Source organism: Streptosporangium sp. NPDC049376 (genome assembly GCF_044466505.1).
In the GTDB taxonomy this organism is placed as follows: Bacteria; Actinomycetota; Actinomycetes; order Streptosporangiales; family Streptosporangiaceae; genus Streptosporangium.
This window is the reverse complement of the sequence record NZ_JBITMT010000005.1, coordinates 16,957-37,750: the sequence shown is the minus strand read 5'-3', so window position 1 is coordinate 37,750 and position 20,794 is coordinate 16,957. Positions and strand designations below refer to the sequence as shown.

20 protein-coding genes are annotated in these 20,794 nt (G+C 70.7%); 7 read left to right on the top strand and 13 right to left on the bottom strand.

The genetic code is table 11. The annotated features are described in order from the left end of the window. Nucleotides 1-25 precede the first annotated feature (25 nt). On the bottom strand, nucleotides 26-613 hold the full coding sequence (locus tag ACIBVQ_RS15735) for a sigma-70 family RNA polymerase sigma factor (RefSeq protein ID WP_352010731.1): 588 nt from the start codon (nucleotides 611-613) through the stop codon (nucleotides 26-28). Nucleotides 614-895: 282 nt separating this feature from the next. Here ACIBVQ_RS15735 and ACIBVQ_RS15730 point away from each other — a divergent pair, with 282 nt between their 5' ends. Beyond that, a complete protein-coding gene (locus tag ACIBVQ_RS15730; protein WP_362774096.1) occupies nucleotides 896-1,972 on the top strand; it encodes a PLP-dependent cysteine synthase family protein in 1,077 nt (358 codons plus the stop codon). A gap of 22 nt (nucleotides 1,973-1,994) precedes the next feature. Here ACIBVQ_RS15730 and ACIBVQ_RS15725 read toward each other — a convergent pair whose 3' ends face one another. Then, the gene (locus tag ACIBVQ_RS15725; RefSeq protein WP_399178077.1) at nucleotides 1,995-3,017 is read right to left on the bottom strand and encodes an ABC transporter substrate-binding protein; all 1,023 of its coding nucleotides are present in this window, start codon (nucleotides 3,015-3,017) and stop codon (nucleotides 1,995-1,997) included. A 135-nt stretch (nucleotides 3,018-3,152) separates the two neighbouring features. On the opposite strand from ACIBVQ_RS15725, the gene ACIBVQ_RS15720 reads away from it, so the two are divergent. Genes ACIBVQ_RS15720 through ACIBVQ_RS15710 form a run of 3 tightly spaced genes read left to right on the top strand, consistent with a single transcriptional unit; the run spans nucleotide 3,153 to nucleotide 6,138 of the window. Further along, entirely contained in the window at nucleotides 3,153-4,208 is a 1,056-nt protein-coding gene (locus tag ACIBVQ_RS15720; RefSeq protein WP_352010297.1) for an iron ABC transporter permease, read from the top strand. Continuing rightward, the gene (locus tag ACIBVQ_RS15715; RefSeq protein WP_399178074.1) at nucleotides 4,205-5,314 is read left to right on the top strand and encodes a FecCD family ABC transporter permease; all 1,110 of its coding nucleotides are present in this window, start codon (nucleotides 4,205-4,207) and stop codon (nucleotides 5,312-5,314) included. The genes ACIBVQ_RS15720 and ACIBVQ_RS15715 overlap by 4 nt, the downstream gene beginning before the upstream one ends. After that, nucleotides 5,311-6,138, top strand: coding sequence for an ABC transporter ATP-binding protein (locus ACIBVQ_RS15710; RefSeq protein WP_352010295.1), 828 nt, complete (start codon nucleotides 5,311-5,313; stop codon nucleotides 6,136-6,138). Before ACIBVQ_RS15715 ends, ACIBVQ_RS15710 begins: the two co-directional genes overlap by 4 nt. Before the next feature lie 51 nt (nucleotides 6,139-6,189). On the opposite strand, the gene ftsY is transcribed toward ACIBVQ_RS15710, so the two are convergent. Both ftsY and smc read right to left on the bottom strand, forming a co-directional pair. After that, on the bottom strand, nucleotides 6,190-7,368 hold the full coding sequence (gene ftsY, locus ACIBVQ_RS15705; RefSeq protein ID WP_352010294.1) for a signal recognition particle-docking protein FtsY: 1,179 nt from the start codon (nucleotides 7,366-7,368) through the stop codon (nucleotides 6,190-6,192). A gap of 496 nt (nucleotides 7,369-7,864) precedes the next feature. Continuing rightward, nucleotides 7,865-11,539, bottom strand: coding sequence for a chromosome segregation protein SMC (smc, locus tag ACIBVQ_RS15700; RefSeq protein ID WP_399178071.1), 3,675 nt, complete (start codon nucleotides 11,537-11,539; stop codon nucleotides 7,865-7,867). A gap of 126 nt (nucleotides 11,540-11,665) precedes the next feature. On the opposite strand from smc, the gene ACIBVQ_RS15695 reads away from it, so the two are divergent. Next, on the top strand, nucleotides 11,666-12,448 hold the full coding sequence (locus ACIBVQ_RS15695) for a hypothetical protein (RefSeq protein WP_362909395.1): 783 nt from the start codon (nucleotides 11,666-11,668) through the stop codon (nucleotides 12,446-12,448). Nucleotides 12,449-12,604: 156 nt separating this feature from the next. Here ACIBVQ_RS15695 and ACIBVQ_RS15690 read toward each other — a convergent pair whose 3' ends face one another. The 9 genes from ACIBVQ_RS15690 to recG all read right to left on the bottom strand — a co-directional run bounded on the left by ACIBVQ_RS15690 (nucleotide 12,605) and on the right by recG (nucleotide 19,563). Then, nucleotides 12,605-12,799 carry a hypothetical protein gene (locus ACIBVQ_RS15690; RefSeq protein ID WP_184719995.1) on the bottom strand — a complete coding sequence of 65 codons (195 nt, stop codon included), beginning with the start codon at nucleotides 12,797-12,799 and terminating at the stop codon, nucleotides 12,605-12,607. A gap of 188 nt (nucleotides 12,800-12,987) precedes the next feature. Beyond that, nucleotides 12,988-13,263, bottom strand: coding sequence for an acylphosphatase (locus ACIBVQ_RS15685; protein WP_352010291.1), 276 nt, complete (start codon nucleotides 13,261-13,263; stop codon nucleotides 12,988-12,990). After that, nucleotides 13,260-14,126, bottom strand: coding sequence for a bifunctional DNA-formamidopyrimidine glycosylase/DNA-(apurinic or apyrimidinic site) lyase (gene mutM / locus ACIBVQ_RS15680; protein ID WP_399178069.1), 867 nt, complete (start codon nucleotides 14,124-14,126; stop codon nucleotides 13,260-13,262). Before mutM ends, ACIBVQ_RS15685 begins: the two co-directional genes overlap by 4 nt. A gap of 36 nt (nucleotides 14,127-14,162) precedes the next feature. Next, nucleotides 14,163-14,897, bottom strand: coding sequence for a ribonuclease III (gene rnc / locus ACIBVQ_RS15675; protein WP_352010289.1), 735 nt, complete (start codon nucleotides 14,895-14,897; stop codon nucleotides 14,163-14,165). Nucleotides 14,898-15,107: 210 nt separating this feature from the next. Further along, complete coding sequence (gene rpmF / locus ACIBVQ_RS15670; RefSeq protein WP_179824792.1) at nucleotides 15,108-15,287, bottom strand: 50S ribosomal protein L32; 180 nt, start codon at nucleotides 15,285-15,287, stop codon at nucleotides 15,108-15,110. 1 nt (nucleotide 15,288) lies between these two features. Continuing rightward, on the bottom strand, nucleotides 15,289-15,717 hold the full coding sequence (locus ACIBVQ_RS15665) for a YceD family protein (RefSeq protein WP_352010288.1): 429 nt from the start codon (nucleotides 15,715-15,717) through the stop codon (nucleotides 15,289-15,291). Nucleotides 15,718-15,909: 192 nt separating this feature from the next. Further along, nucleotides 15,910-16,386: a pantetheine-phosphate adenylyltransferase gene (gene coaD / locus ACIBVQ_RS15660; protein ID WP_352010287.1), complete on the bottom strand. Its 477-nt coding sequence runs from the start codon at nucleotides 16,384-16,386 to the stop codon at nucleotides 15,910-15,912. 16 nt (nucleotides 16,387-16,402) lie between these two features. Continuing rightward, nucleotides 16,403-16,972: a 16S rRNA (guanine(966)-N(2))-methyltransferase RsmD gene (gene rsmD / locus ACIBVQ_RS15655; RefSeq protein ID WP_352010286.1), complete on the bottom strand. Its 570-nt coding sequence runs from the start codon at nucleotides 16,970-16,972 to the stop codon at nucleotides 16,403-16,405. A gap of 419 nt (nucleotides 16,973-17,391) precedes the next feature. Beyond that, nucleotides 17,392-19,563 (bottom strand): ATP-dependent DNA helicase RecG, encoded by a 2,172-nt coding sequence (gene recG, locus ACIBVQ_RS15650; RefSeq protein WP_399178065.1) that lies wholly within the window; start codon nucleotides 19,561-19,563, stop codon nucleotides 17,392-17,394. Nucleotides 19,564-19,824: 261 nt separating this feature from the next. Between recG and rpmB the strand changes: the two genes are divergently transcribed. Both rpmB and ACIBVQ_RS15640 read left to right on the top strand, forming a co-directional pair. Beyond that, entirely contained in the window at nucleotides 19,825-20,010 is a 186-nt protein-coding gene (gene rpmB / locus ACIBVQ_RS15645) for a 50S ribosomal protein L28 (RefSeq protein ID WP_012894387.1), read from the top strand. 179 nt (nucleotides 20,011-20,189) lie between these two features. Further along, the gene (locus ACIBVQ_RS15640; protein WP_399178063.1) at nucleotides 20,190-20,738 is read left to right on the top strand and encodes a hypothetical protein; all 549 of its coding nucleotides are present in this window, start codon (nucleotides 20,190-20,192) and stop codon (nucleotides 20,736-20,738) included. Nucleotides 20,739-20,794 lie beyond the last annotated feature (56 nt).

Here is a 20,794-nt window from a genome sequence, read left to right as displayed (position 1 = left end):
CCCCGGATCGGGCATGAGCCGCCGGTCAGGCGGCCTGGCGCTGCTCGGGCAGGCGGACGGCGCCCTCCTCGCGGGCGTAGTCCTCAAGCATCGTCCTGAGCTGACGGCGGCCACGGTGCAGCCGGGACATGACGGTGCCGATGGGCGTGCCCATGCGCTCGGCGATCTCCTTGTAGGCGAAGCCCTCGACGTCGGCCAGATAGACCGCGACGCGGAAGTCCTCGGGCAGGGAGCGCAGCGCGTTCATCACGGCGCTGTCGGGCAGCTGTTCGAGCGCCTCGGTCTCGGCGGACTTCAGCCCGGAGGACATGTGGGACTCGGCGGCGGCGAGCTGCCAGTCCTCGATCTCCTCGGTCGCCGAGAGCTTGGGCGAACGCTGCTTCTTGCGGTACTCGTTGATGAAGTTGTTGGTGAGGATCCGGTGCAGCCACGCCTTGAGGTTGGTCCCCTCCCGGAACTGGTGGTAAGAGGTGAACGCCTTGGCCACCGTCTCCTGCACGAGGTCCTCGGCGTCGGCGGAGTTGCGGGTCAAACGCATCGCGGACGCGTAGAGCTGGGTGGTGACCGGAACGACGTCGCGCTCGAACCAGTCCTGGCGCTGCTCTTCGGTCATCGTGATCACGTGTTCTTCCCCCTTGTACTGATTCCCCCCACCACCGTCCGGCACAGGCACGACACGCCCTTTCCGGCGGCTTGTCGAATGCTCGCAGGCGGCTCGTAAGCGGGCCGTTAAGAGCTCTTCCGCCTGGTCAGGAGGTTGGTCGTCGGCTGCTTCGAAGGCGGGTACGACACGCCCTACAGCCGGACAAGTCTCATTATCGTAACATCTCCCTCTGAAGATGGTAGAGGTTGTGTCCATCATCACATAACCCCAGCTCGCGCTACTTTTGGGTGCATGGAATACGTGGACAGGCATGACCCCTATACCCGCTCCTGGGTGGCCGAGGCCATCCGTCACGTCGAGGCCGACGCCCACCGAAGCTGCGATACCCATCTCCACGTCTTCCCGCTTCCCACGCACTGGGGGGTAAACCTCTACCTCAAAGACGAGTCCGTCCACCCAACCGGTTCACTCAAGCACCGCCTGGCCCGATCCCTGTTCCTGTACGGCCTGGCCAACGGCTGGATCGGCCCCTCGACCACGGTCGTCGAGGCCTCCAGCGGCTCGACCGCGGTGAGCGAGGCCTACTTCGCCAGGCTGGTCGGCCTGCCGTTCGTCGCGGTGATGCCCGCCTCGACGTCCCCCGAGAAGATCGCCCTGATCGAGTTCTACGGCGGCAGGTGTCACCTCGTTCAGGACCCCGGGACCATCTACGAGGAGTCCCGCCGGGTCGCGGCCGAGACCGGCGGCCACTTCATGGACCAGTTCACCTACGCCGAGCGGGCCACCGACTGGCGCGGCAACAACAACATCGCCGAGAGCATCTTCCAGCAGATGGAGATGGAACCCCACCCCGAGCCGACCTGGATCGTGGTCGGCGCCGGCACCGGCGGCACGTCCTCGACCATCGGCCGCTACATCCGCTACCGGCGGCACCAAACCAGGCTCGCGGTGGTCGACCCGGAGGGGTCCGCCTTCTACCCGGGCTGGTGCGCCGGCGACGACACCGTCACCGCCCCCGGCTCCCGCATCGAGGGCATCGGCCGCCCCCGGGTCGAACCGTCGTTCATGCCCACCGTGATCGACCGCATGATCCAGGTCCCGGACGCCCTGTCCATCGCGGCGATGCGCTGGGTCCGCGAGGTCACCGGCCGCGACGTCGGCGGCTCGACGGGCACCAACGTCGCGGCCGCCGTACGGATCCTGCGGGAGATGCGCCAGGCGGGCGAGCGGGGCAGCGTCGTCACCCTGATCTGCGACGGCGGCGAACGCTACCGCTGCACCTACGGCGACGACGCCTGGCTCGCCGAGCGCGGCCTGGACATCGCCCCTCACCTGGAGGAACTGAGGTCCTTCCTGGCCGAGCCCTGACATCCCACCCGAAGGAACCCGCTCAGGAGGCCCTGGCGGGATCGACCCCGAAGACCTTCGCGACGTCGTCGAGGATGGCGTGGGCGCCCTGGATGCCGACCGCGCTCATCCAGACGACGTCGGCGACGTCGTGCTTGGCGCCCTTGAGCCTGCCCCACAGCGGGTTGGCCTGGAACTCCTTCTTGATCGGCTCGGCCGCCGGGTCGGGGTAGGCCGCCACGAAGATGTGCTCGGCGTCGAGCTGGGAGATGTTCTCCTGGCTGATGTTCACCGCGATCGTCTCGGTCGTGGTCGGCTGGTCCTTCGGCCGGACGAAGCCGACGTCCTTCAGCACCAGCCCCGAGTAGGAGTTCTCCACGTACAGGCGCACGGTCGGCTCCCCGGCGAACCGGACGACCGAGACGGTCGGCATTCCGCCGTTCTTCTTGTCGATGGAGGCGCCGAGCGCGGCGGCGCGGTCCTGGTAGTCCTTGAGCCTGGTCTCCGCCAGGTCCTCCCTGCCCAGGGCCCGCCCCATGAGCCTGAGGTTCTCCTTCCAGATCGCGCCGGTGGTCTCACTGAACACCGTCGGAGCGATCTTCGACAGCTTGTCGTACAGCGCCTCGTGCCGGACCTTCGCCGAGACGATCAGGTCGGGCTTGAGGGCGATGATCCGCTCCAGGCTCGGCTGTTCGAGCGTGCCGACGGAGACGGCGTCCTTGGCGTGCCCGAGGACCGGGGTCAGATAGTCGGGGAGCTTGTCGTCGATCGCCCGGTAGGTGGTGAACCCGACGACGTCGGTGTCCAGGGTGAGCACCGCGTCGACGAAGCTCTGGTCGAGGGTCACGACCCGCACCGGCCTGGCCGGGATCACGGTCTCGCCCATGGCGTGCTTCACCGTGCGGGGGAAGCCCTCCGCGGCCGCCGCCCCGGCCGAGGGATCCGCCCCCGTCCCGGTTTCCGCGGCGGGCTTCGCGGTGGTCGGCGTACTCGTGCCGCAGGCGGCCAGCCCCGCCGACAGTACGGCCGTCGCCATCCCGAGCGCCACGGCGCGCAATGTTCTCATCAGGACTTCCTCCAAGGTAAGGCACGCCTAAATTAGATTAGGCATGCCTAAACTGTCATACTCGTTCGGAGCCCGACAATCGGGGTCCCGGTCCACGGGACGGTGTCCGGTCTCCGGCAGGCGAGAGGAGCGCGCGTGAGCACGACGGCGGTCATCGCGCGGTCCCCCTCGCCCAGGGGCGTTCTCACGGCCCTGCGTACCCGCAGGTCGATCGTGGTCGCCGGGCTGTTCGCCCTGCTGCTGACCGCCGTCCTGCTGAGCCTCGCGGTCGGCGCGAAACCGGTCCCGCCCGGCGACGTGTGGCACGCCCTGACCGGCCCGTCGGGCACCGAGAACGACATCGTCGTGCGGTCGCTGCGCGTGCCCAGGACCGCCATCGGGGTCATGGCCGGGATCGCCCTGGGCGTCGCGGGCGCCCTCATGCAGGGGCACACCCGCAACCCGCTGGCCGACCCCGGTCTGCTCGGCGTCACCCAGGGCGCGGCGTTCGCGATGGTGCTCGCCATCATGACGCTCGGCGTCACCGGCCTGTACGGCTACATCTGGTTCGGCCTGGCCGGGGCCCTCGTCGCCAGCGCCGGAGTCTTCGCCCTCGGCATGGTCGGCGGACGGTCCGGCCCGACCCCGCTGACCCTGGCCCTGGCCGGCACGGCGGTCAGCTCCTTCCTCTACGCGCTCACCTCGGCCCTGGTCCTGATGGACGAGCAGGCGATGGACGTCTTCCGGTTCTGGCAGACCGGCTCGATCGCGGGCCGGGGCGCGGAGACCGTCACCCAGGTGCTGCCGTTCGTCGTCGTCGGGCTCCTGCTCGCCCTGGTCAACGCCCCCGGCCTCAACGCGCTCGCCCTCGGCGAGGACGTGGCCAGGGCCCTGGGCCAGAACGTCACCCTGACCCGCGCCGTCGGCATCTGCGCGATCACGCTGCTCACCGGCGCCTCGGTCGCGGCCTGCGGCTCGCTGGCCTTCCTCGGCCTGATGGTCCCCCACTTGGCCCGCCCCCTCTCCGGCCCCGACAACCGGTGGCTGCTGCCGTACGCGGGGCTGATCGGCGCGGTGGCGCTGCTGCTCGCCGACGTGACGGGACGGGTGGTCGCCCGGCCCGGCGAACTGGAGGCAGGAGTGGTCCTCGCCCTGCTCGGCGCGCCGTTCTTCGTCGCCCTGGTCCGCCGCAGGAAGCCGGTCCGCCTGTGAACCCCACCCCCGTGTACGGCCTGCGCCCCTCTGAGACGAAGGCCCCGACAAGGGCACAGACAAAGGCGCTGCGGGCCGGTCCCGCCTCCTGGCCGCTGCGGCCACGCCCCGTCCTGACGGCACTGGTCCTGCTGGCCGCCGCCGTACTGCTGACCGGGCTCGGCATGCGGATCGGCGACATCCCGATGAGCCTGGCCGAGGTGGGCCGGGCCGTCGTGGGGGACGGCCCCGACCACCTCGTGGTGATGGAGCTGCGGCTGCCCCGGGCGCTCACCGGCGTCCTGGTCGGCGCGGCGCTCGCCCTGGCCGGGGCGATCACCCAGGCCATCGCGCGCAACCCGCTGGCCAGCCCCGACATCCTCGGGGTGACGCCGGGCGCCAGCGTGTGCGTGGTCGCGGCCATCGTGGCCACGTCGAGCGCCGCGGGCGGGGCGGGCGGCATGCTGGCCTCGGTCGGGATTCCGCTGCTCGCCCTGCTCGGCGGCGCGGCCGGGGCGCTGGCCGTCTACACGCTCGCCTGGCGCGGCGGCCTGGACGGCTACCGCCTGGTGCTCGTCGGCATCGGCGTCTCGGTGATGTGCGTCAACGTCAAGTACTGGCTGCTGACCATCGGCGACGTCAACGACAGCGGGCGCGCCATCGTCTGGATCACCGGCTCGCTGAACGGCAGGGGCTGGGAACACGTCGTCCCCGTCGCGGTTGCGCTGGCCGTACTGGTCCCGGCGACCCTGGTCGGCGCCCGCTCACTCGGCGCGCTGCGCTTCGGCGAGGAGACCGTCACCGGGCTCGGGGTGCGCCCCAACCTCACCAGGAGCCTGATGATCCTGGCCGCCGTGCTGCTGGCCGCGCTCGCGACCGCCGCGGCGGGCCCCATCGCCTTCGTCGCGCTGGCCGCGCCACAGATCGCGTTGCGCCTGGCCGGAGCGGCCCAGCCTCCGCTCGTGGTGTCCGCGCTCACCGGTGCCGTCCTCACCAGCGCCTCCGACCTGGTCTCGCGGACCGCGTTCAGCCCCGTCGAACTTCCCGTCGGCGTGGTCACCGCGGTCCTCGGCGCCCCCTATCTGATCTATCTCCTCGTCCGCGCGCGAAGAAAGGCACGACCTTGAGACTACGGGCCGTCGACGTCAAGCTCGGGTACGGCGACCGCGTCATCGTCGACGGGCTCGACCTCGGGATCGAGGCCGGGACGGTGACGACGATCATCGGCCCCAACGGATGCGGCAAGTCCACACTGCTGCGCGCGCTGGGACGCCTGCTGAAGCCCTCCGGCGGCGAGGTGCTGCTGGACGGCAAACGCATCGACAGGATGCCGACCAGGGAGGTCGCGAAGATCCTGGGAGTGCTGCCGCAGGCCCCCACGGCCCCCGAGGGACTGACCGTGGCCGACCTGGTGGCCAGGGGACGGCACCCGCACCAGACGTGGTACCGGCAGTGGTCCTCCGGCGACGAGACGGCCGTCAACGAGGCCCTGTCCATGACGGGCCTGCTCGACCTGGGCGAACGCCCGCTCGACGAGCTGTCCGGCGGGCAGCGTCAGCGCGCCTGGATCTCGATGGCCCTGGCCCAGGGCACCGACCTGCTGCTGCTCGACGAGCCGACGACCTTCCTCGACCTGGCGCACCAGATCGAGGTCCTCGAACTCGTCCGCCGCCTGCACGGGGAGCTCGGCCGTACGGTGGTGATGGTCCTGCACGACCTCAACCTCGCCGCCCGCTACACCGACCACCTGGTCGCCATGCGCTCGGGCAAGGTCGTCGCCGCCGGGCCTCCCGCCGAGGTCCTCACCGAGGAGTTGCTCGCGAAGGTCTTCGACCTGGCCGCCCGGGTCATCGAGGACCCGGTGGCGGGCACCCCCATGGTCGTGCCCGTCGGGCCACTGCCCTCCGCCGGAGACCGCGCCCGGCGCAACGGGGCGCTCCTTCGAGACTGACGTCCCCACCGGGACGCGGCGTTCACCGCGTCCCGGTTCCCGGTGGCTCTCTCAGTCGCCGAGCAGGGCGTCCACGAAGACCTCGGGGTCGAACGGGGCCAGGTCGTCCGGCCCCTCACCGAGGCCGACCAGCTTGACCGGCACTCCGAGCTCACGCTGGACGGAGATGATGATGCCGCCCTTGGCGGTGCCGTCGAGCTTGGTCAGGGCGATACCGGTGACGTCGACGACCTCGGCGAACACCTGGGCCTGGCGCATGCCGTTCTGACCCGTGGTCGCGTCCAGGACGAGCAGGACCTCGTCGACCGTCGCCTTCTTCTCGATGACGCGCTTGACCTTGCCCAGCTCGTCCATCAGGCCGGTCTTGGTGTGCAGACGGCCCGCCGTGTCGACGATGACCACGTCCACCTTGTCCTCGATGCCCTTGGCCACGGCGTCGAAGGCCACCGAGGCCGGGTCGCCGCCCTCGGGACCACGCACGACCTCGGCGCCGACCCGGTCGCCCCAGGTCTGGAGCTGGTCGGCCGCGGCGGCGCGGAAGGTGTCGGCGGCGCCGAGCACGACCTTGTTGCCGTCGCCGATGAGGGAACGCGCCAGCTTGCCGGTCGTCGTGGTCTTGCCGGTGCCGTTGACGCCGACGACGAGCACGACCGCGGGACGCTCCCCGTGCGGCTTGACGTGCAGGGTGCGGTCGGTGTCGGCGCCGATCTGGGTCAGCAGCTGCTCCTTGAGCAGTCCGCGCACCTCGGCGGGCGTCCTGCTGCCCAGCACCTTCACCTTGGTCCGCAGCTCCTCGACCATCGCCTGGGTCGGGGCGACGCCGACGTCCGCGGTGATCAGGGTCTCCTCGATCTCGTCCCAGGTGTCGTCGTCGAGACGGTCACGCGAGAGCAGGTCGAGCAGGCCCTTGCCGAGGGTGCTCTGGGACCGGGCGAGCCTGGCGCGCAGCCGTACCATGCGGCCCGCCGAGGGCGGCGGGATCTCGACGGCCGGGGGGACGACCATGGGCTCGGCGGGCTTGGCCGGCGGCGGAAGAGTGGTGGTCGCCGCGTCGTCGTCCTGCGCGGCCCCCACGGGAGGCGCCTGTTCCTCCCCGGGAACGGGCCGCACCTCGGGCGGCTCCACCGGAGGAGCCGACTTGCCCCGCGGCCTGAGCAACAGGAACATGCCGCCCGCCGCCAGCAGGGCGACAACGACGATGATCGCGATTATGCCGAGATAGCCTTCCACAAGAGCACAGTTTTCCAGACCCCTCGGAATGCTCCGACCCCCCGGGTCAAGTCACCCCCCATCGATCTTGACTGCTCACCCTCCCCACCACGACGACAAAGACGTCCCCCGCACCTGCCCGCGTGGACTTTCCACCTCCGAAGCGAGGGGTCGGCCGACACCCCCGGCGCCAAGTGTGAAGAGTTTCGGCTTGGGCGCGTCGGTGCTTGGACTGAGGAGCGAAGGAGCGCAGCGGATGAGTGACGAGGGAAAGCACCGACCCGAGGCGCCCAAGCCCGCGACGCCGCCAGGCGGAGCAAAAAGACACGGCTTGGGCGCGTCGGTGTCTGGACTGAGGAACGCAGGAGCGAAGCGACGCAGTGACGAGGGAAGACGCCGACCCGAAGCGCCCAAGCCCGCGACGCCGAAGGCGGAGCAAAGAGACACAGCCCGCGACGCCGCCAGGCGGAGCAAAGAAACACAACCCGCGCTGCCGAAGCCGCGCAAAGAGACACAACTAACTTTCTCGAAGCCGCTGACTGATCACCTGGCTGACCCCGTCCCCCCGCATCGAGACCCCGTACAGCGCGTCGGCGATCTCCATTGTGCGTTTCTGGTGGGTGATGACGATGAGCTGTGACGTCTGCCGCAGTTCCTCGAACAGGGTCAGCAGCCGTTGGGTGTTGGTGTCGTCGAGCGCCGCCTCGACCTCGTCCATCACGTAGAACGGCGAGGGCCGCGCCTTGAAGATGGCGACGAGGAAGGCGACGGCGGTCAGCGACCGTTCCCCTCCGGACAGCAGCGACAGGCGCTTGACCTTCTTGCCCGGCGGTCTGGCCTCGACCTCGACGCCGGTGGTCAGCATGTCCTCCGGGTCGGTGAGCAGCAGCCTGCCCTCACCGCCGGGGAAGACCCGCCCGAAGATCTGCTCGAACTCGCGGGCGACGTCGGCGTAGGCGGCGCCGAACACCTGCTCGACCCGCTCGTCCACCTCCTTGACGACGAGCAGCAGGTCACGTCTGGTCTTCTTGAGGTCCTCAAGCTGGGAGGTGAGGAAGGCGTGCCGTTCCTCAAGGGCGGCGAACTCCTCAAGGGCCAGCGGGTTGACCTTGCCGAGCTGCGCCATCTGCCGGTCGGCGGCCTTGGCCCGCTTCTCCTGTTCCTCACGCACGTAGGGAACGGGGTCGCCGTCGACGGTCGGGACGGGTTCGGCCGGGCCGTACTCGGCGATGAGCGTGTCGGGTTCGACGCCGTACTCGTCGACGGCCTTGGCCTCCAGCTGTTCCAGGCGCAGGCGCCGTTCGGTTCTGGCGACCTCGCTGCCGTGCGCCCTGTTGATCAGCTTGTCCAGTTCGCCGGACAGTTCCCTGACGCGGAGCCTGATCGACTTGAGCGACTGGTCGATCTGCCCGCGCGCCTGTTCGGCCTCGTCGCGTTCCTCGGCCGCCACGGTGAGGGAGGTCTCCAGGCGGGCCAGGGTCAGCTCGGTGCCACGGACCACGGCCTGGGCGACCAGTGCCTGCCTGCGCCGCCGTTCCCGCAGCTCGGCGGCCCTGGCGCGTTCCTCGCGCTCCCGTTCGGCGGCGCGCAGCAGTTCGTCGGCCCGGCCCGTGAGGCCCTTGACCCGCTCCTCGGCCGTCCGTACGGCCAGGCGGGCCTCCATCTCCGTCTGTCTCGCCGAGGCGCAGATCTCCGCGAGCTCGTCGCGCATCTCGGTGGTCGGTTCGGGTTCGGCCTCCACCTCGGCGGTGGCGGCGGCGAGCCGTTCCTCGATCTCGGCGAGCCCCGCGGCGTCCCGGTCGCGGGCCTCCTCGGCGGCCCGTACGGCCCTGGCGAGCCGTTCACACTCGGCGGCGGCGGCCTCGGCCGCGGCGCCGAGCTGGGCCAGTCGCCGCGCGGTCGCGGCGGCCCGCTGGTCGGCGTCACGCTGTCTGGCCCTGATCTGGTCGAGCGCGGCCTGGGCGGCGTTCACCCCGGCCTGGGCGGTCTGCACGCCTGTCTGCGCCTCGCCCACGCCCGCCTGGGCGGCCTCGACGGCGAACTGCGCCTGTGCCTCGGCTTCGGCGGCCTCCTCCATGGCGAGGCCCGCCTGTTCGGCGGCCTGCCTGGCCGTGGCCAGGTCCGCGACGGCCTCGTCGAGAGCGGCCCGCATCTGGAGGGCGGAGGCCGCGCCCGTTGAGCCTCCCCTGGCGGCGTAGGAGCCGACCAGGTCGCCGGAGCGGGTGACGGCTCGCAGCTCGGGCCACTGCTCGACGGCCTTCCTGGCCGTCTCAAGGTCGTCGACGACCAGGACGTCGGCCAGCAGGTGCGTGACGGCGGCCCGCAGCGCGTCGGGCACGGTGACCAGGTCCGCCGCCCACCGGCCGCCCGCGACGGGCATGTCGGCCCTCCGCGGGACCTGTCCGCCCGTGGCGACGAGCAGGGCCGCCCGGCCCCCGTCCTGGCGGCTGAGGAAGTCGATGGCGTCCGCGGCGGCCTGCAGCGACTCCACGGCCACCGCCTCGGCGTAGGCGCCGAGCACGGCGGCCACGGCCGTCTCCGCGCCGGGGCTGACGGTCAGCATGGTGGCCACCGGGCCGAGCACCCCGGCCAGGTCGGCGGCCAGCAGCGCCGCGGCGCCGTCCGTGCCGCTCGCCAGGCTCAGCTGGAGCGCCTCGAACCTGGCTTCGAGCGCGGCGACCTGACGCTGGGCCTCCTGGTCGGCCTTGCGGGCGACACCGACGGCGGCCTTGGCCGAGGACAGGGCCGCGTTGGGGCCCGCGACCGAGGCCTTGGCCTCCTCGGCGACGGCCTTGGCCTCCTCGACGGCCTCCCTCGCCTGTGCCACGGCCTCAAGGGCGATTTCCAGCTCTTCGGCGAGGGCGGGGTCGATCTCCGGCTCAGAGCGTTCCTGGCCCTCGTGGTCGGCGCGGGCACGCTCGGCGCGCTGTTCGGCCTCTTCGAGGGAGAGCCTCAGCCGCCCGATCTCCTCCTCGGCCGCGCCCGCCCTGCTGTGCGCCGCGCCGGCCTGTCCCCTGAGCTTGGCCAGCCCTTCGCGCCGGTCCGCGACGGCCTTGGCCTCCGCGGCCAGGCGGCGTTCCTCGGCGGCGAGCGCCGCCTCGCTCTCCGAGCGTCCCGCGACGGCCTGTGCCAGGGTCTCCCGCTCCTGGTCGAGGAGTTCCTCAAGGACGCGTTCCTGCTCCTGGATCTCCTCGGCCTCGCGCTCGTAGTCCTCCGGGTCGCGTCCTCTGCGCTCGACCGCGGTGTCGGTCGCGTTGCGGTGCCGTTCGGCGGCCAGTCCGGCCAGGCCCCTGAGGCGCTCACGGAGGGACGAAAGCCGGAAGTAGGTCTCCTGGGCGGCGGCCAGTCGCGGCTGTGCCTCGGCCTCCGCGGCCTCAAGCTCGGCCTCGGCGACCTGGCCCTGTTCCAGCTCGGTCTCCACCACCGTACGGCGGGCCAGCACGGCGGCCTCGTCGGCGGTCTCCCGCTCCAGGGTGACGCGCAGGGTGAGCACGTCGTCGGCGAGCAGCCTGAGCCTGGCGTCCCGCAGGTCGGCCTGGATGACCGCGGCCTTGCGGGCGATCTCCGCCTGGCGGCCGAGGGGTTTGAGCTGTCTGCGCAGCTCGGTGGTGAGGTCCTGGACCCGGGTCATGTTGGCCTGCATCGCGTCGAGCTTCCGCAGCGCCTTCTCCTTGCGCTTGCGGTGCTTCAGAACGCCCGCGGCCTCCTCGATGAAGGCCCTGCGGTCCTCCGGGCCCGCGTGCAGCACCTGGTCGAGCTGGCCCTGCCCGACGATGACGTGCATCTCACGGCCGATGCCCGAGTCGGACAGGAGTTCCTGGATGTCGAGCAGGCGGCAGGTGTCGCCGTTGATGGCGTACTCGCTCTGTCCCGCCCTGAACATCAGGCGGCTGATCGTGACCTCGGTGTAGTCGATGGGCAGCGCGCCGTCGGTGTTGTCGATGGTGAGCGTGACCTCGGCACGGCCGAGCGGGGCCCGTGAGGACGTCCCGGCGAAGATGACGTCCTCCATCTTGCCGCCGCGCAGCGACTTGGCGCTGTGCTCGCCCATCACCCAGGCCAGGGCGTCGACCACGTTGGACTTGCCCGAGCCGTTCGGGCCGACGACGGCGGTGATGCCGGGTTCGAACCTGAGGGTGGTGGCCGAGGCGAAGGACTTGAATCCGCGCAGAGTCAGGGTTTTCAGATACATGTCACCCCTCGTCCGCCGCGTTCACCCGTGTTCGCTCGCGCTTTCCCAAGCCGCCCTGTCGCTCTCGCCTGGGAAGACTACCGTTCTTCGCCCGCGCCCGCCTGTCCAGCGCCTAGGGTGCCCTGCATGGATGCGGAACGCGGCGAGGGCTCCCCGCACGGCGGGGACGGCCGTCTCAGACGGCGGGCTTTCCTGGTCGGCGGCGGGCTGGCCGCGCTCGGCCTGGGCGGTGCCGCGCTCGCGATCGGTCCGGACGGTTTCCGGAACGCCTACGCCCGCGTCGTCTGCGGAGGCGTCCCCGACCCTCCCGTCGCCCGTCCCGGGGCCCGGCGGCTGAGCGAGGTCGAGGGCCGTACGGTGATCGTCTCACTGCCGCCGCGGCCACGCGACCGGACCGCCGTCGTGATCATGTTTCCCGAGGGTACGGAGAACGCCCGCGCGTCGCTCGACCTCTGTTCCGCGGACCGTTACCTGGCGGCGAGCGGGGGGCGGTTCGCGGTCGCCGCGATCGACGACTGGCCTTCGGCCGACGTCGTGGGGACCGTGCTCCCGCATCTGGAGACCCAGGGGTTCGACACCGGAAGGATCGGGCTGCTCGGCTGGGCGGCGGGCGGGGCGGAGGCCCTCAGGCTGGCCGCGCAGCTGGGTTCCGGCCGGGTCGCCGCGGTGGCCGCGGCCTCACCCGCCGTCACGGCGGCACGGGCTCCGCTGCGTGACCTGGTGGACATCCCGGTCTGGCTGGGCTGCGGCGAGCGCGACGACAGGGCTCCGCAGACGGAGACGATGCTGAAGGGGTTGAAGGCGCTCGGCGCGACGACGGAGGGAGGGATCTCCTCGGGGTGCCAGGACACGGCGTACCGGGTCCGTGTGCTCCCCGAGCAGTTCGCCTTCTTCTCACGTCATCTGTGAGCGATCTCGTCGTACGGCGGTGCGCCGGGCGTACCGTGTGGTCCGCCCGCCGTACATGGGTCGTTCGCCATGCGTGGCCCCGCACGTGACAGGGGTCGGCATGGCAAGGGACGCCCCGGCGAGGCGCCCCTGGACAGTGGTGTTTCGTCCCGGTCTCTAAGTGAGAACCGGCTCACGATCCTGCAGGCGGGTGAACGCCTCGTCGCGGGTGCCGGCCGCGAGTTCGTCGTTCTGGGCCTGGAGCCGGGTGAGCTCTGCCTCCAGATCACGGATACGCTGCTGAAGACGGCGCATCTCCGAGACCATACGAGGGTCAGGACCGCCGACGTGGCCGAGTAGAGCCTTCGCCATGGTAAAGGGTCCTCCACGCTGAGTGACCAGACTGGTTCGCGCACTTCTTGCCGCGGGAGGGGTGCGCGTGGTTCTTATCAAGAGTCGCACCGGCGAAAGGGGCGGTCAAGTTGAACGCTCCGTGTGGATGCACCAGTGGGCACTCTCGACAGTAAAATATACCTTATTTTGGGCGGTTTAAGGAAGCATCAGCGCTCAACGAAACCGCCAAGATTTCCTTTGGCCTCGCTCCAGCGTTCCACGACCGCGTCAACCTTTCCCGGGGTCGCACCCGCCCTGAGCTGGGAGAGCAGGTTCTCGCACGCCTCACGACCACCCTCGGCGACGACCTCGACCCGGCCGTCCTCGGTGTTCCTCGCCCATCCGGAAAGTCCGAGCTCCAGCGCCCTGGCCCGCGTCCACCAGCGGAAACCGACCCCCTGGACACGCCCTCTGACCCAGGCGGTCAGCCGTACGGCCGTCATGCCGCCGCCCCTCTCGGGCGGGGCTGGCAGCGGGGGCAGCTGTAGGAGGAACGGTTCATGAACGACTCCCTGACGATCGGCGCGCCGCAGCGCGGGCAGGGTTCGTCCCGCCTGCCGTACACGGCCAGTGAGCGCTCGAAGTAGCCGCTCTCACCGTTGACGTTGACGTAGAGGCTGTCGAAGGACGTGCCGCCCTGCGCCAGGGCCTCGGTCATCACCTCGCGGGCCGCGCCGACCAGCTCGGAGATCTTCGGCCCGGTCAGCGCCCCGGTCGGCCTGGCGCCGTGCAGGCGGGCCCGCCAGAGCGCCTCGTCGGCGTAGATGTTGCCGACCCCGCTGATCAGCGACTGGTCCAGGAGCGCCCGCTTGATCTCGGTCCGCCGGGCCCGCAGACGGCGGGCGAAGAGCGCCTCGTCGAAGTGCTCCTCGAACGGGTCGGCCGCGATGTGGGTGATCGGCTCGGGCACCTGCCTGCCGCCGGCCTCGGCCAGCGGTGTCACCAGCACGTGCCCGAAGGTCCGCTGGTCGACGAAGCGCAGGTCGGGGCCGCCGTCGGCGAAGGTGATCCGGATCCGCAGGTGTTTCTCCCGGGCCGTGTCCGGCTCGACGACCAGCAGCTGGCCGCTCATGCCGAGATGGGCCAGGATCGCGTCCGTCCCGTCGAGGGGCAGCCAGAGGTACTTGCCCCTGCGTTCGGCGGTGCCGATCGTGCGCCCCTTGAGCTGGGCGGCGAACTCCTCGGCGCCGGGGACGTGCCTCCTGATCGCTCTCGGGTGCAGCACCTCGGCCCGCGCGACGACGCGTCCGCGGACCCAGCGTTCCAGGCCGCGCCGTACGACCTCGACCTCGGGCAGTTCGGGCATGCCCCCTCCTTCGGTTCGTGCCGTACGGCTCGCGGGTCAGCCGGCCTCGCGCTTGTCGCGGTCCTCACGGATGCGGGTCCATGCGGTCTCGGCCGCCTGCTGCTCGGCCTCCTTCTTCGAACGGCCCGAGCCGGAGCCGTACTCCTCGCCGCCGACCCTGACGATCGCGGTGAAGGACTTGGCGTGGTCGGGGCCGCTCTCCTCCACGTGGTACTCGGGCACGCCGAGCGACTCGGAGGCGGTCAGCTCCTGCAACGAGGTCTTCCAGTCGAGACCGGCGCCCAGCGAGGCGGAGCGGGTGATGAGCGGGTCGAACAGCAGGTGGACGACGCGGAAGGCCTCGTCGAGGCCCTTGTCCACGTAGACCGAGCCGATCAGCGCCTCAAGGGTGTCGGCGAGGATCGAGGACTTGTCACGCCCCCCGGTGCCCTCCTCGCCCCTGCCGAGGCGCAGGAAGCGCCCGAGACCGAGGGTGCGGGCGACGCCCGCGAGGGCGCGCATGTTGACCACCGCGGCCCTGAGCTTGGCGAGCTGCCCCTCGGGCAGGTCGGGGTGGTTGCGGTACAGGGTGTCGGTGACGACCAGGCCGAGCACGGAGTCGCCGAGGAACTCAAGACGCTCGTTGGTCGGCAGACCGCCGTTCTCGTAGGCGTAGGAGCGGTGCGTCAGCGCCCGCTCCAGGATCGCCGCGTCCAGTCGCACGGAGAGGACCTTGTCGAGCTCGTCACTGACGACCTCGACGGCTACCGGCTTGACACTGCTCATCCCCATGGTTTCTTCTCCTCGCACGCTTGCGGTGAAATGCGCGATGGCGAGGAAGGGAATGAGAGATGCCCGAAGATGTGGTGGGCGCCGGGAGGGTACGCGTCACCGCGTAACCCGGCGTCCACCACAGCCGCGGGCCGACCGCCATCGCATGTGGATCGCGAACGGTGGCACCGGCCGGAGAAACCCGGCCGGTGTCCGTCGGTCAGACTGCGATCAGGCGGAGGGCTCGATCACCTGACGGCGGTTGTAGGTGCCGCAGGAGGGGCACGCCACGTGCGGACGCTTCGGCGAGCGGCACTGGGGGCAGCTCACGAGCGAGACCGCGGCGGCCTTCCACTGCGACCTGCGGGAGCGAGTGTTGCTCCGCGACATCTTGCGCTTGGGGACAGCCACGTCAGCTCTCCTGATCGTTGTTATGTTCTGGAACCAGACCCTGCAGCTTGGCCCAGCGGGCGTCGACGACCTCGTGTCCGTGATCAGGCTCGGCGTCGGCCAGCCTGATCCCGCACTCCGAGCAGAGCCCGGAGCAGTCTTCGCTGCACACCGGGCTCAACGGCAGTGTGAGCACCACCGCGTCACGGAACGCAGGTTCGAGGTCGAGCAGTTCTCCGTCGAGAAGCGAGTCGTCCTCGGCGGCATCCTCCGCCGAGTAGAAGAACAGCTCCTGGAAGCTCACCTCGGTATCCGAGACGATCTCCTCCAGGCAGCGTGCGCACTCCCCCCGCAGCGGGGCCCGCGCCGTGCCCGTGACGAGCACACCTTCCATGACCGCTTCAAGCCGGATGTCCAGCTCGACGTCGGTGTCCCTGGGGACACCGATCATGTCAACACCGATGTTCGCCGGCGCCGGGAGGGTGAGACTCATCCGAAGCATCGCCCCCGGTCTCCGCCCCAGGTCATGGGTGGAGATCACCCACGGGGCGCGGGGGTCAAGGCTGTGCGGAGTCATTCCACTCTCATCAGGCATGGCGAATCAACGCCGTCGTGCAAGGCAGAAACAAGAGGATACCAGGGGTCAGCCCCTGAGCCGTTCGACCAGGAGTTCCTGGACGAGATCGGGTACCAGACCGGCCACGCTCCCGCCGTAACGGACGATCTCCTTGATGCGACTCGACGACAGGAACGACACCTCGGGACCGGTGGCCATGAACAGTGTCTCGACCCCGGACATCCGGTAGTTGAGCTGGGCCATCTGCAACTCGTAGTCGAAGTCGCTGATCGCCCGCAGGCCCTTGACGATGGCCGGGATCTGCTGCTGCCTGCAGTAGTCCACCAGCAGACCGTGGAACTTGTCCACGCGCACGTTGCCGTACTCCTTGGTCACGTTCTGGAGCATCTCGATGCGCTCCTCGACCGTGAACAGGCTCTTCTTCTCGATGTTGATCAGGACGGCGACCACGACCTCGTCGTACTGCCGGCAGGCCCGGCCGATGATGTCCAGATGGCCGTTGGTAACGGGATCGAACGATCCCGGACAGACAACGCGACGCAAGGCGAAACCCCCTGCCCTATGGATTCCCGGCGGCGCGACCGTACCAAACGGCCGCTTCCCCGTAACGACGGACCCTGTCCTCCTCGTACCCCTCGGGCCACACCAGGTCTGTGCCCCGGCTCTCGCGTTCCACGACCACCAGGGCGTCCCGTTCCAGCCAGCCGCCGTCCCTCAGCCCCCTGAGCACGGCGTCGACCGCCTCGGCGCCCAGTGTGTACGGCGGGTCGGCGAACACCAGGTCGTACGGCTGCGCCGTTCCCCGTTCGAGCACCCGCTCGACGCGGTCGGCGGCCAGTTCCGCACCGGGCAGCCCGAGGGAGGCGATGTTGGCCCTGATCGTCCTGATCGCCTTGGCGTCCGACTCGACGAGCAGGGCGTGCTCCGCGCCCCGGGACAGCGCCTCAAGCCCGAGGGCCCCCGACCCCGAGTAGAGGTCGAGCACCCGGGCGCCGTCCAGGGGGCCGAACAACGACCCGACGGTTGCGAAGATCCCCTCTCTGGCCCGGTCGCTCGTGGGGCGGGTCCCCCGCCCCGGCGGCACGGCCAGCCGTCGTCCTCCTGCGCTTCCCGCGATGACTCGACTCACCGGCCCATTGTCCCAGCGGCGGCGCGGACCACAGCCCGGCGTGTCGCGACGCATCACATAACCGCAGGTCAAAAGGGTTCGGGTAGGTGATCTAGGTCAAGAGTGGGCAAGGAGTGGCGACGAAAGCGCAAGGGTCGTTCCCCCGGGTCACGACTGCTTGCATGATGAGTCCTGCGGCCTTCGGCGACCCAGGAGAAGGCCGACCGGCGTGATCGTGAGCCCTTCCGCACGCCGGTGCTCTCGGCACCTGACCCGAGGGCGGGCCCAGGCGGGGACGGCATTCGGGGGGAGGCCGTCCCCGCCTTCGGGCGTCTTCTGACCTTTCCCGCCCGCGGCCCCTCCGTGCCGCCCCAGGCCTTCCCGCTCCCGTCGGCGGACGCCGAGGGCCCCGGACGCCCAAGGACCGTCTCCTGACGGGCTCAGGTCTTCTCCAGGTATTCGGCGCGCTCGTCGGCCAGCAGCCTGTCGATCTCCATGCGCAGCATCGGGTGCCCCGACAGCTCCGGATCGCTCTCCAGCACGCCCTCGGCGTCGAGGCGGGCCGAGTGGATCACCTCTTCGTCCCGCAGGAGTTGCAGCAGCTTCAGCGACGACCTGCGGCCCGACTGCGCGACGCCCAGCACGTCACCCTCGCGGCGCTGTTCGAGGTCGACCCGGGACAGCTCGAAGCCGTCGAGGGTCGCGGCCACCGCGTCGAGCCGCTGCCTGGCCGGGGTGCCGCCGGGGGCGTCGGTCACCAGCAGGCACAACCCCGGCAGCCCGCCCCGGCCGACCCGGCCGCGCAGCTGGTGGAGCTGGGAGACGCCGAACCGGTCGGCGTCCATGATGACCATGACGGAGGAGTTGGGCACGTCGACGCCGACCTCGATGACCGTGGTGGCCACCAGGACGTCCGTCTCGCCGCGGCTGAAGGCCCGCATCACGGCGTCCTTCTCCTCCGGGGGCAGCTTGCCGTGCAGCACCGCCGTACGCAGGCCGTGCAGCGGGCCCTGGGAGAGCGTCTCGGCCACGTCGAGCACCGCGAGCGGGGGGCGGCGCTCGTCGTCGTCCTTGGACAGGTCGCCCTCGTCGCCCTCTAGGTCGCCGATGCGCGGGCAGACGATGTAGGCCTGCCGTCCCAGCTCGACCTCCTCGCGCAGCCTGCTCCAGGCCCGGTCGAGGAAGTGCGGCTTCTCCGCGGCGGGGACCACGTGCGTGGTGATCGGCGCGCGCCCCGAGGGGAGCTGGGAGAGCGTGGAGACCGTCAGGTCGCCGAAGACGGTCATGGCGACCGTGCGCGGGATCGGGGTCGCGGTCATGACCAGCACGTGCGGACGGCCTCCCCCGGCCTTCTCCCTGAGCGCGTCGCGCTGCTCGACGCCGAAGCGGTGCTGCTCGTCGACCACGACCAGCCCCAGGTCGGCGAACTGCACGCGCTCCTGCAGGACCGCGTGGGTGCCGACGACGATCCCGGCCGCGCCCGAGGCGGCGTCGAGCATGGCCGTACGGCGGGCCGCCGCGCCGAGCGAACCGGTCAGCAGGGCGACCGCCGTACCGCCGAACATGCCGCCCGTCGCCAGGTCGCCGAGCATGGCCGTGATCGACCTGTGGTGCTGCTGGGCGAGCACCTCCGTCGGGGCGAGCAGTACGGCCTGGCCTCCTGCGTCGACCACCTGGAGCATGGCGCGCAGCGCGACGACGGTCTTGCCCGCGCCGACCTCGCCCTGCAGGAGCCTGTGCATGGGGTGGGCCAGGGCCAGGTCGGCGGCGATCTCCTCGCCCACGCTCCGCTGCCCCTCGGTGAGCTGGAACGGCAGGCGCGCGTCGAAGTCGGCCAGCAGCCCGTCCGCGCGGGCGGGCCTGGGGACGGCGGGCCAGGAGGCCGCGGCCGCGCGGCGCTGCAGCAGCACCGCCTGGAGCAGGAAGGCCTCGTCGTACTTCAGCCGCTTGCGCGCCCTGGAGACGTCGGCGTGGTCGCGGGGCCGGTGGACGGCCGTGAGCGCCTCGGCCAGCCCGGGAAGCTCACGTCTGCTCCGGAGGTCGGCGGGGAGCGGGTCCTCAAGGGGCTCCAGGGTGTCGAGCAGGACGCCGAGCGCCCTGCGGATCGCCCAGGGGGTCACGTCCTTGCCCGCCGGATAGATCGGCACCAGCGCGGCGGCGAACCTCTCGGCGCCCTCCTGGCTCTCGTCGAACATCTCGAACTCGGGGTGGGAGAGCTGCCACCTGCGTTTGTCGCCCTGGCCGAACGCGCCGACCTTGCCCGCGAACATGCCCCTGACGCCGGGCCGCAGCCGGGTCTCCGCGATGTGGGAGGCCCTGCCGAAGAAGGACAGGTAGATCTTGCCTCGGCGGCCGTCGACGATCTCGACCTCCAGCCAGGTGCCGCCCTTGTTGCGCATCGGCCTGCGCATGGCCCTGGTGACCTCGCCGACGACCGTGGCGTGCTCGTCGGCCTGAAGGTCCTCGAAGTCGGTCAGCTCACCGCGCTCGGCGTAGCGGCGGGGGTAGTGCCGCAGCAGGTCGCCCACGGTGCGCAGGTCGAGGACGCTCTCCAGCAGCTTGGCGGTCTTGGGGTCAAGCGCCTTGGTCAGCGGCTCGTCGAAGCTCGTCACCCCAGAGTTTCTACCGTGTCCGTGCGACAGAATCGCCTCGACACCACGCGGGCGGGCCCGGCACGGCCGTCCGGCGGCCCCCGGGAATGCGCTACCGTTGACCCTTGGGACTATCCCCGTTCGGCCAGTCATGGCGGTCCGTGTTGTCATGTGAGGCCGGGCGTCGGGTATTCTCGTCTGGCCAGCCGGTCGTCCCGGCACGCCCGATGACCGCCGCCGACGCGGCGGATCGAGCCTCTCGACTGATCTAAGGAGCGAACCGTGGCTTCCGTCTGCGATGTTTGCGCTAAGAAGCCGACCTTCGGCAACAACGTCTCCCACTCGCACCGCCGCACCCGCCGCCGCTGGAACCCGAACATCCAGCCCGTGCGCGCAGTGGTGAACGGCACGCCGAAGCGGCTGAACGTTTGCACCTCCTGCATCAAGGCCGGCAAGGTCACCCGCTAGCCAGACGCACACGCGGCCCGGCGCCCCCTCGTAGGGCGCCGGGCCGCGTCGTGTTGCCAGAAGTCTTTTCTGGACATCTCCTCTGAATCACCATCTTGACTGGTTAATGTCAGATGGTGAGCACCTCTCCGGCACCACTCAAACTGAGCGCCGGCGCGAGCACGGGTTCCAAGATCATCATGTCGGTTCTCGCCCTCCCCTTCGTGGCGCTTCCGCTGTTCGTGATCCTCATGGTGCGTGACCAGTACACGTCGACGGACTATCCGTACTACCCCCCGGACCACTCCCCGTTCCGGATCGAGTACCTGGTCCTGCTGATATTCGCGCTGGTCGGGACGGTCTTCCTGGGCGGCCTCGTCGCCGCCTTCCGTTTCAGGGCGACCCTCACCGGAAGTGTGCTGGAGGTCCGGCGCACGTTCAGGACACGCCGGGCCGACCTCGCCACGGCCCGCGTCTGGCTCGGCTCGACCCCCGAGTACGAGGGAAGCGGCGAGCACAGGCACCAGACCGGGCGCACCATCCCTCACCTGACGGCCCGGGACCACAACGGCCCCAAGGTACGGCTCCACCTGCGCACCGTGAACGGTTTCCTGCCGCCGCACGAGCTGGTCGCGCTGGCCGACGCCGTCGAGTCGGGCCACAGGGAGGGCCCGGACGCCGAGCAGGCGTCCAGGACCGCCGAGGTCCTGCGCCGCCTGGGCACCGACCCCATGATCGGGCTTCTGTGAACGGGGCCGGAGATCGGGCTCCGGCGGGACGTCACACGGGCTGAGACCCAGAAGGG

Excerpts from the sequence above, each read along its gene's own strand:
- ACIBVQ_RS15735 (WP_352010731.1), bottom strand. The coding sequence starts at position 613 with ATGACCGAAGAGCAGCGCCAGGACTGGTTCGAGCGCGACGTCGTTCCG.
- ACIBVQ_RS15730 (WP_362774096.1), top strand. The coding sequence starts at position 896 with ATGGAATACGTGGACAGGCATGACCCCTATACCCGCTCCTGGGTGGCC.
- ACIBVQ_RS15725 (WP_399178077.1), bottom strand. The coding sequence starts at position 3,017 with ATGAGAACATTGCGCGCCGTGGCGCTCGGGATGGCGACGGCCGTACTG.
- smc (WP_399178071.1), bottom strand. The coding sequence starts at position 11,539 with ATGTATCTGAAAACCCTGACTCTGCGCGGATTCAAGTCCTTCGCCTCG.
- ACIBVQ_RS15695 (WP_362909395.1), top strand. The coding sequence starts at position 11,666 with ATGGATGCGGAACGCGGCGAGGGCTCCCCGCACGGCGGGGACGGCCGT.
- ACIBVQ_RS15690 (WP_184719995.1), bottom strand. The coding sequence starts at position 12,799 with ATGGCGAAGGCTCTACTCGGCCACGTCGGCGGTCCTGACCCTCGTATG.
- ACIBVQ_RS15685 (WP_352010291.1), bottom strand. The coding sequence starts at position 13,263 with ATGACGGCCGTACGGCTGACCGCCTGGGTCAGAGGGCGTGTCCAGGGG.
- mutM (WP_399178069.1), bottom strand. The coding sequence starts at position 14,126 with ATGCCCGAACTGCCCGAGGTCGAGGTCGTACGGCGCGGCCTGGAACGC.
- rnc (WP_352010289.1), bottom strand. The coding sequence starts at position 14,897 with ATGGGGATGAGCAGTGTCAAGCCGGTAGCCGTCGAGGTCGTCAGTGAC.
- ACIBVQ_RS15665 (WP_352010288.1), bottom strand. The coding sequence starts at position 15,717 with ATGATCGGTGTCCCCAGGGACACCGACGTCGAGCTGGACATCCGGCTT.
- ACIBVQ_RS15640 (WP_399178063.1), top strand. The coding sequence starts at position 20,190 with ATGTCGGTTCTCGCCCTCCCCTTCGTGGCGCTTCCGCTGTTCGTGATC.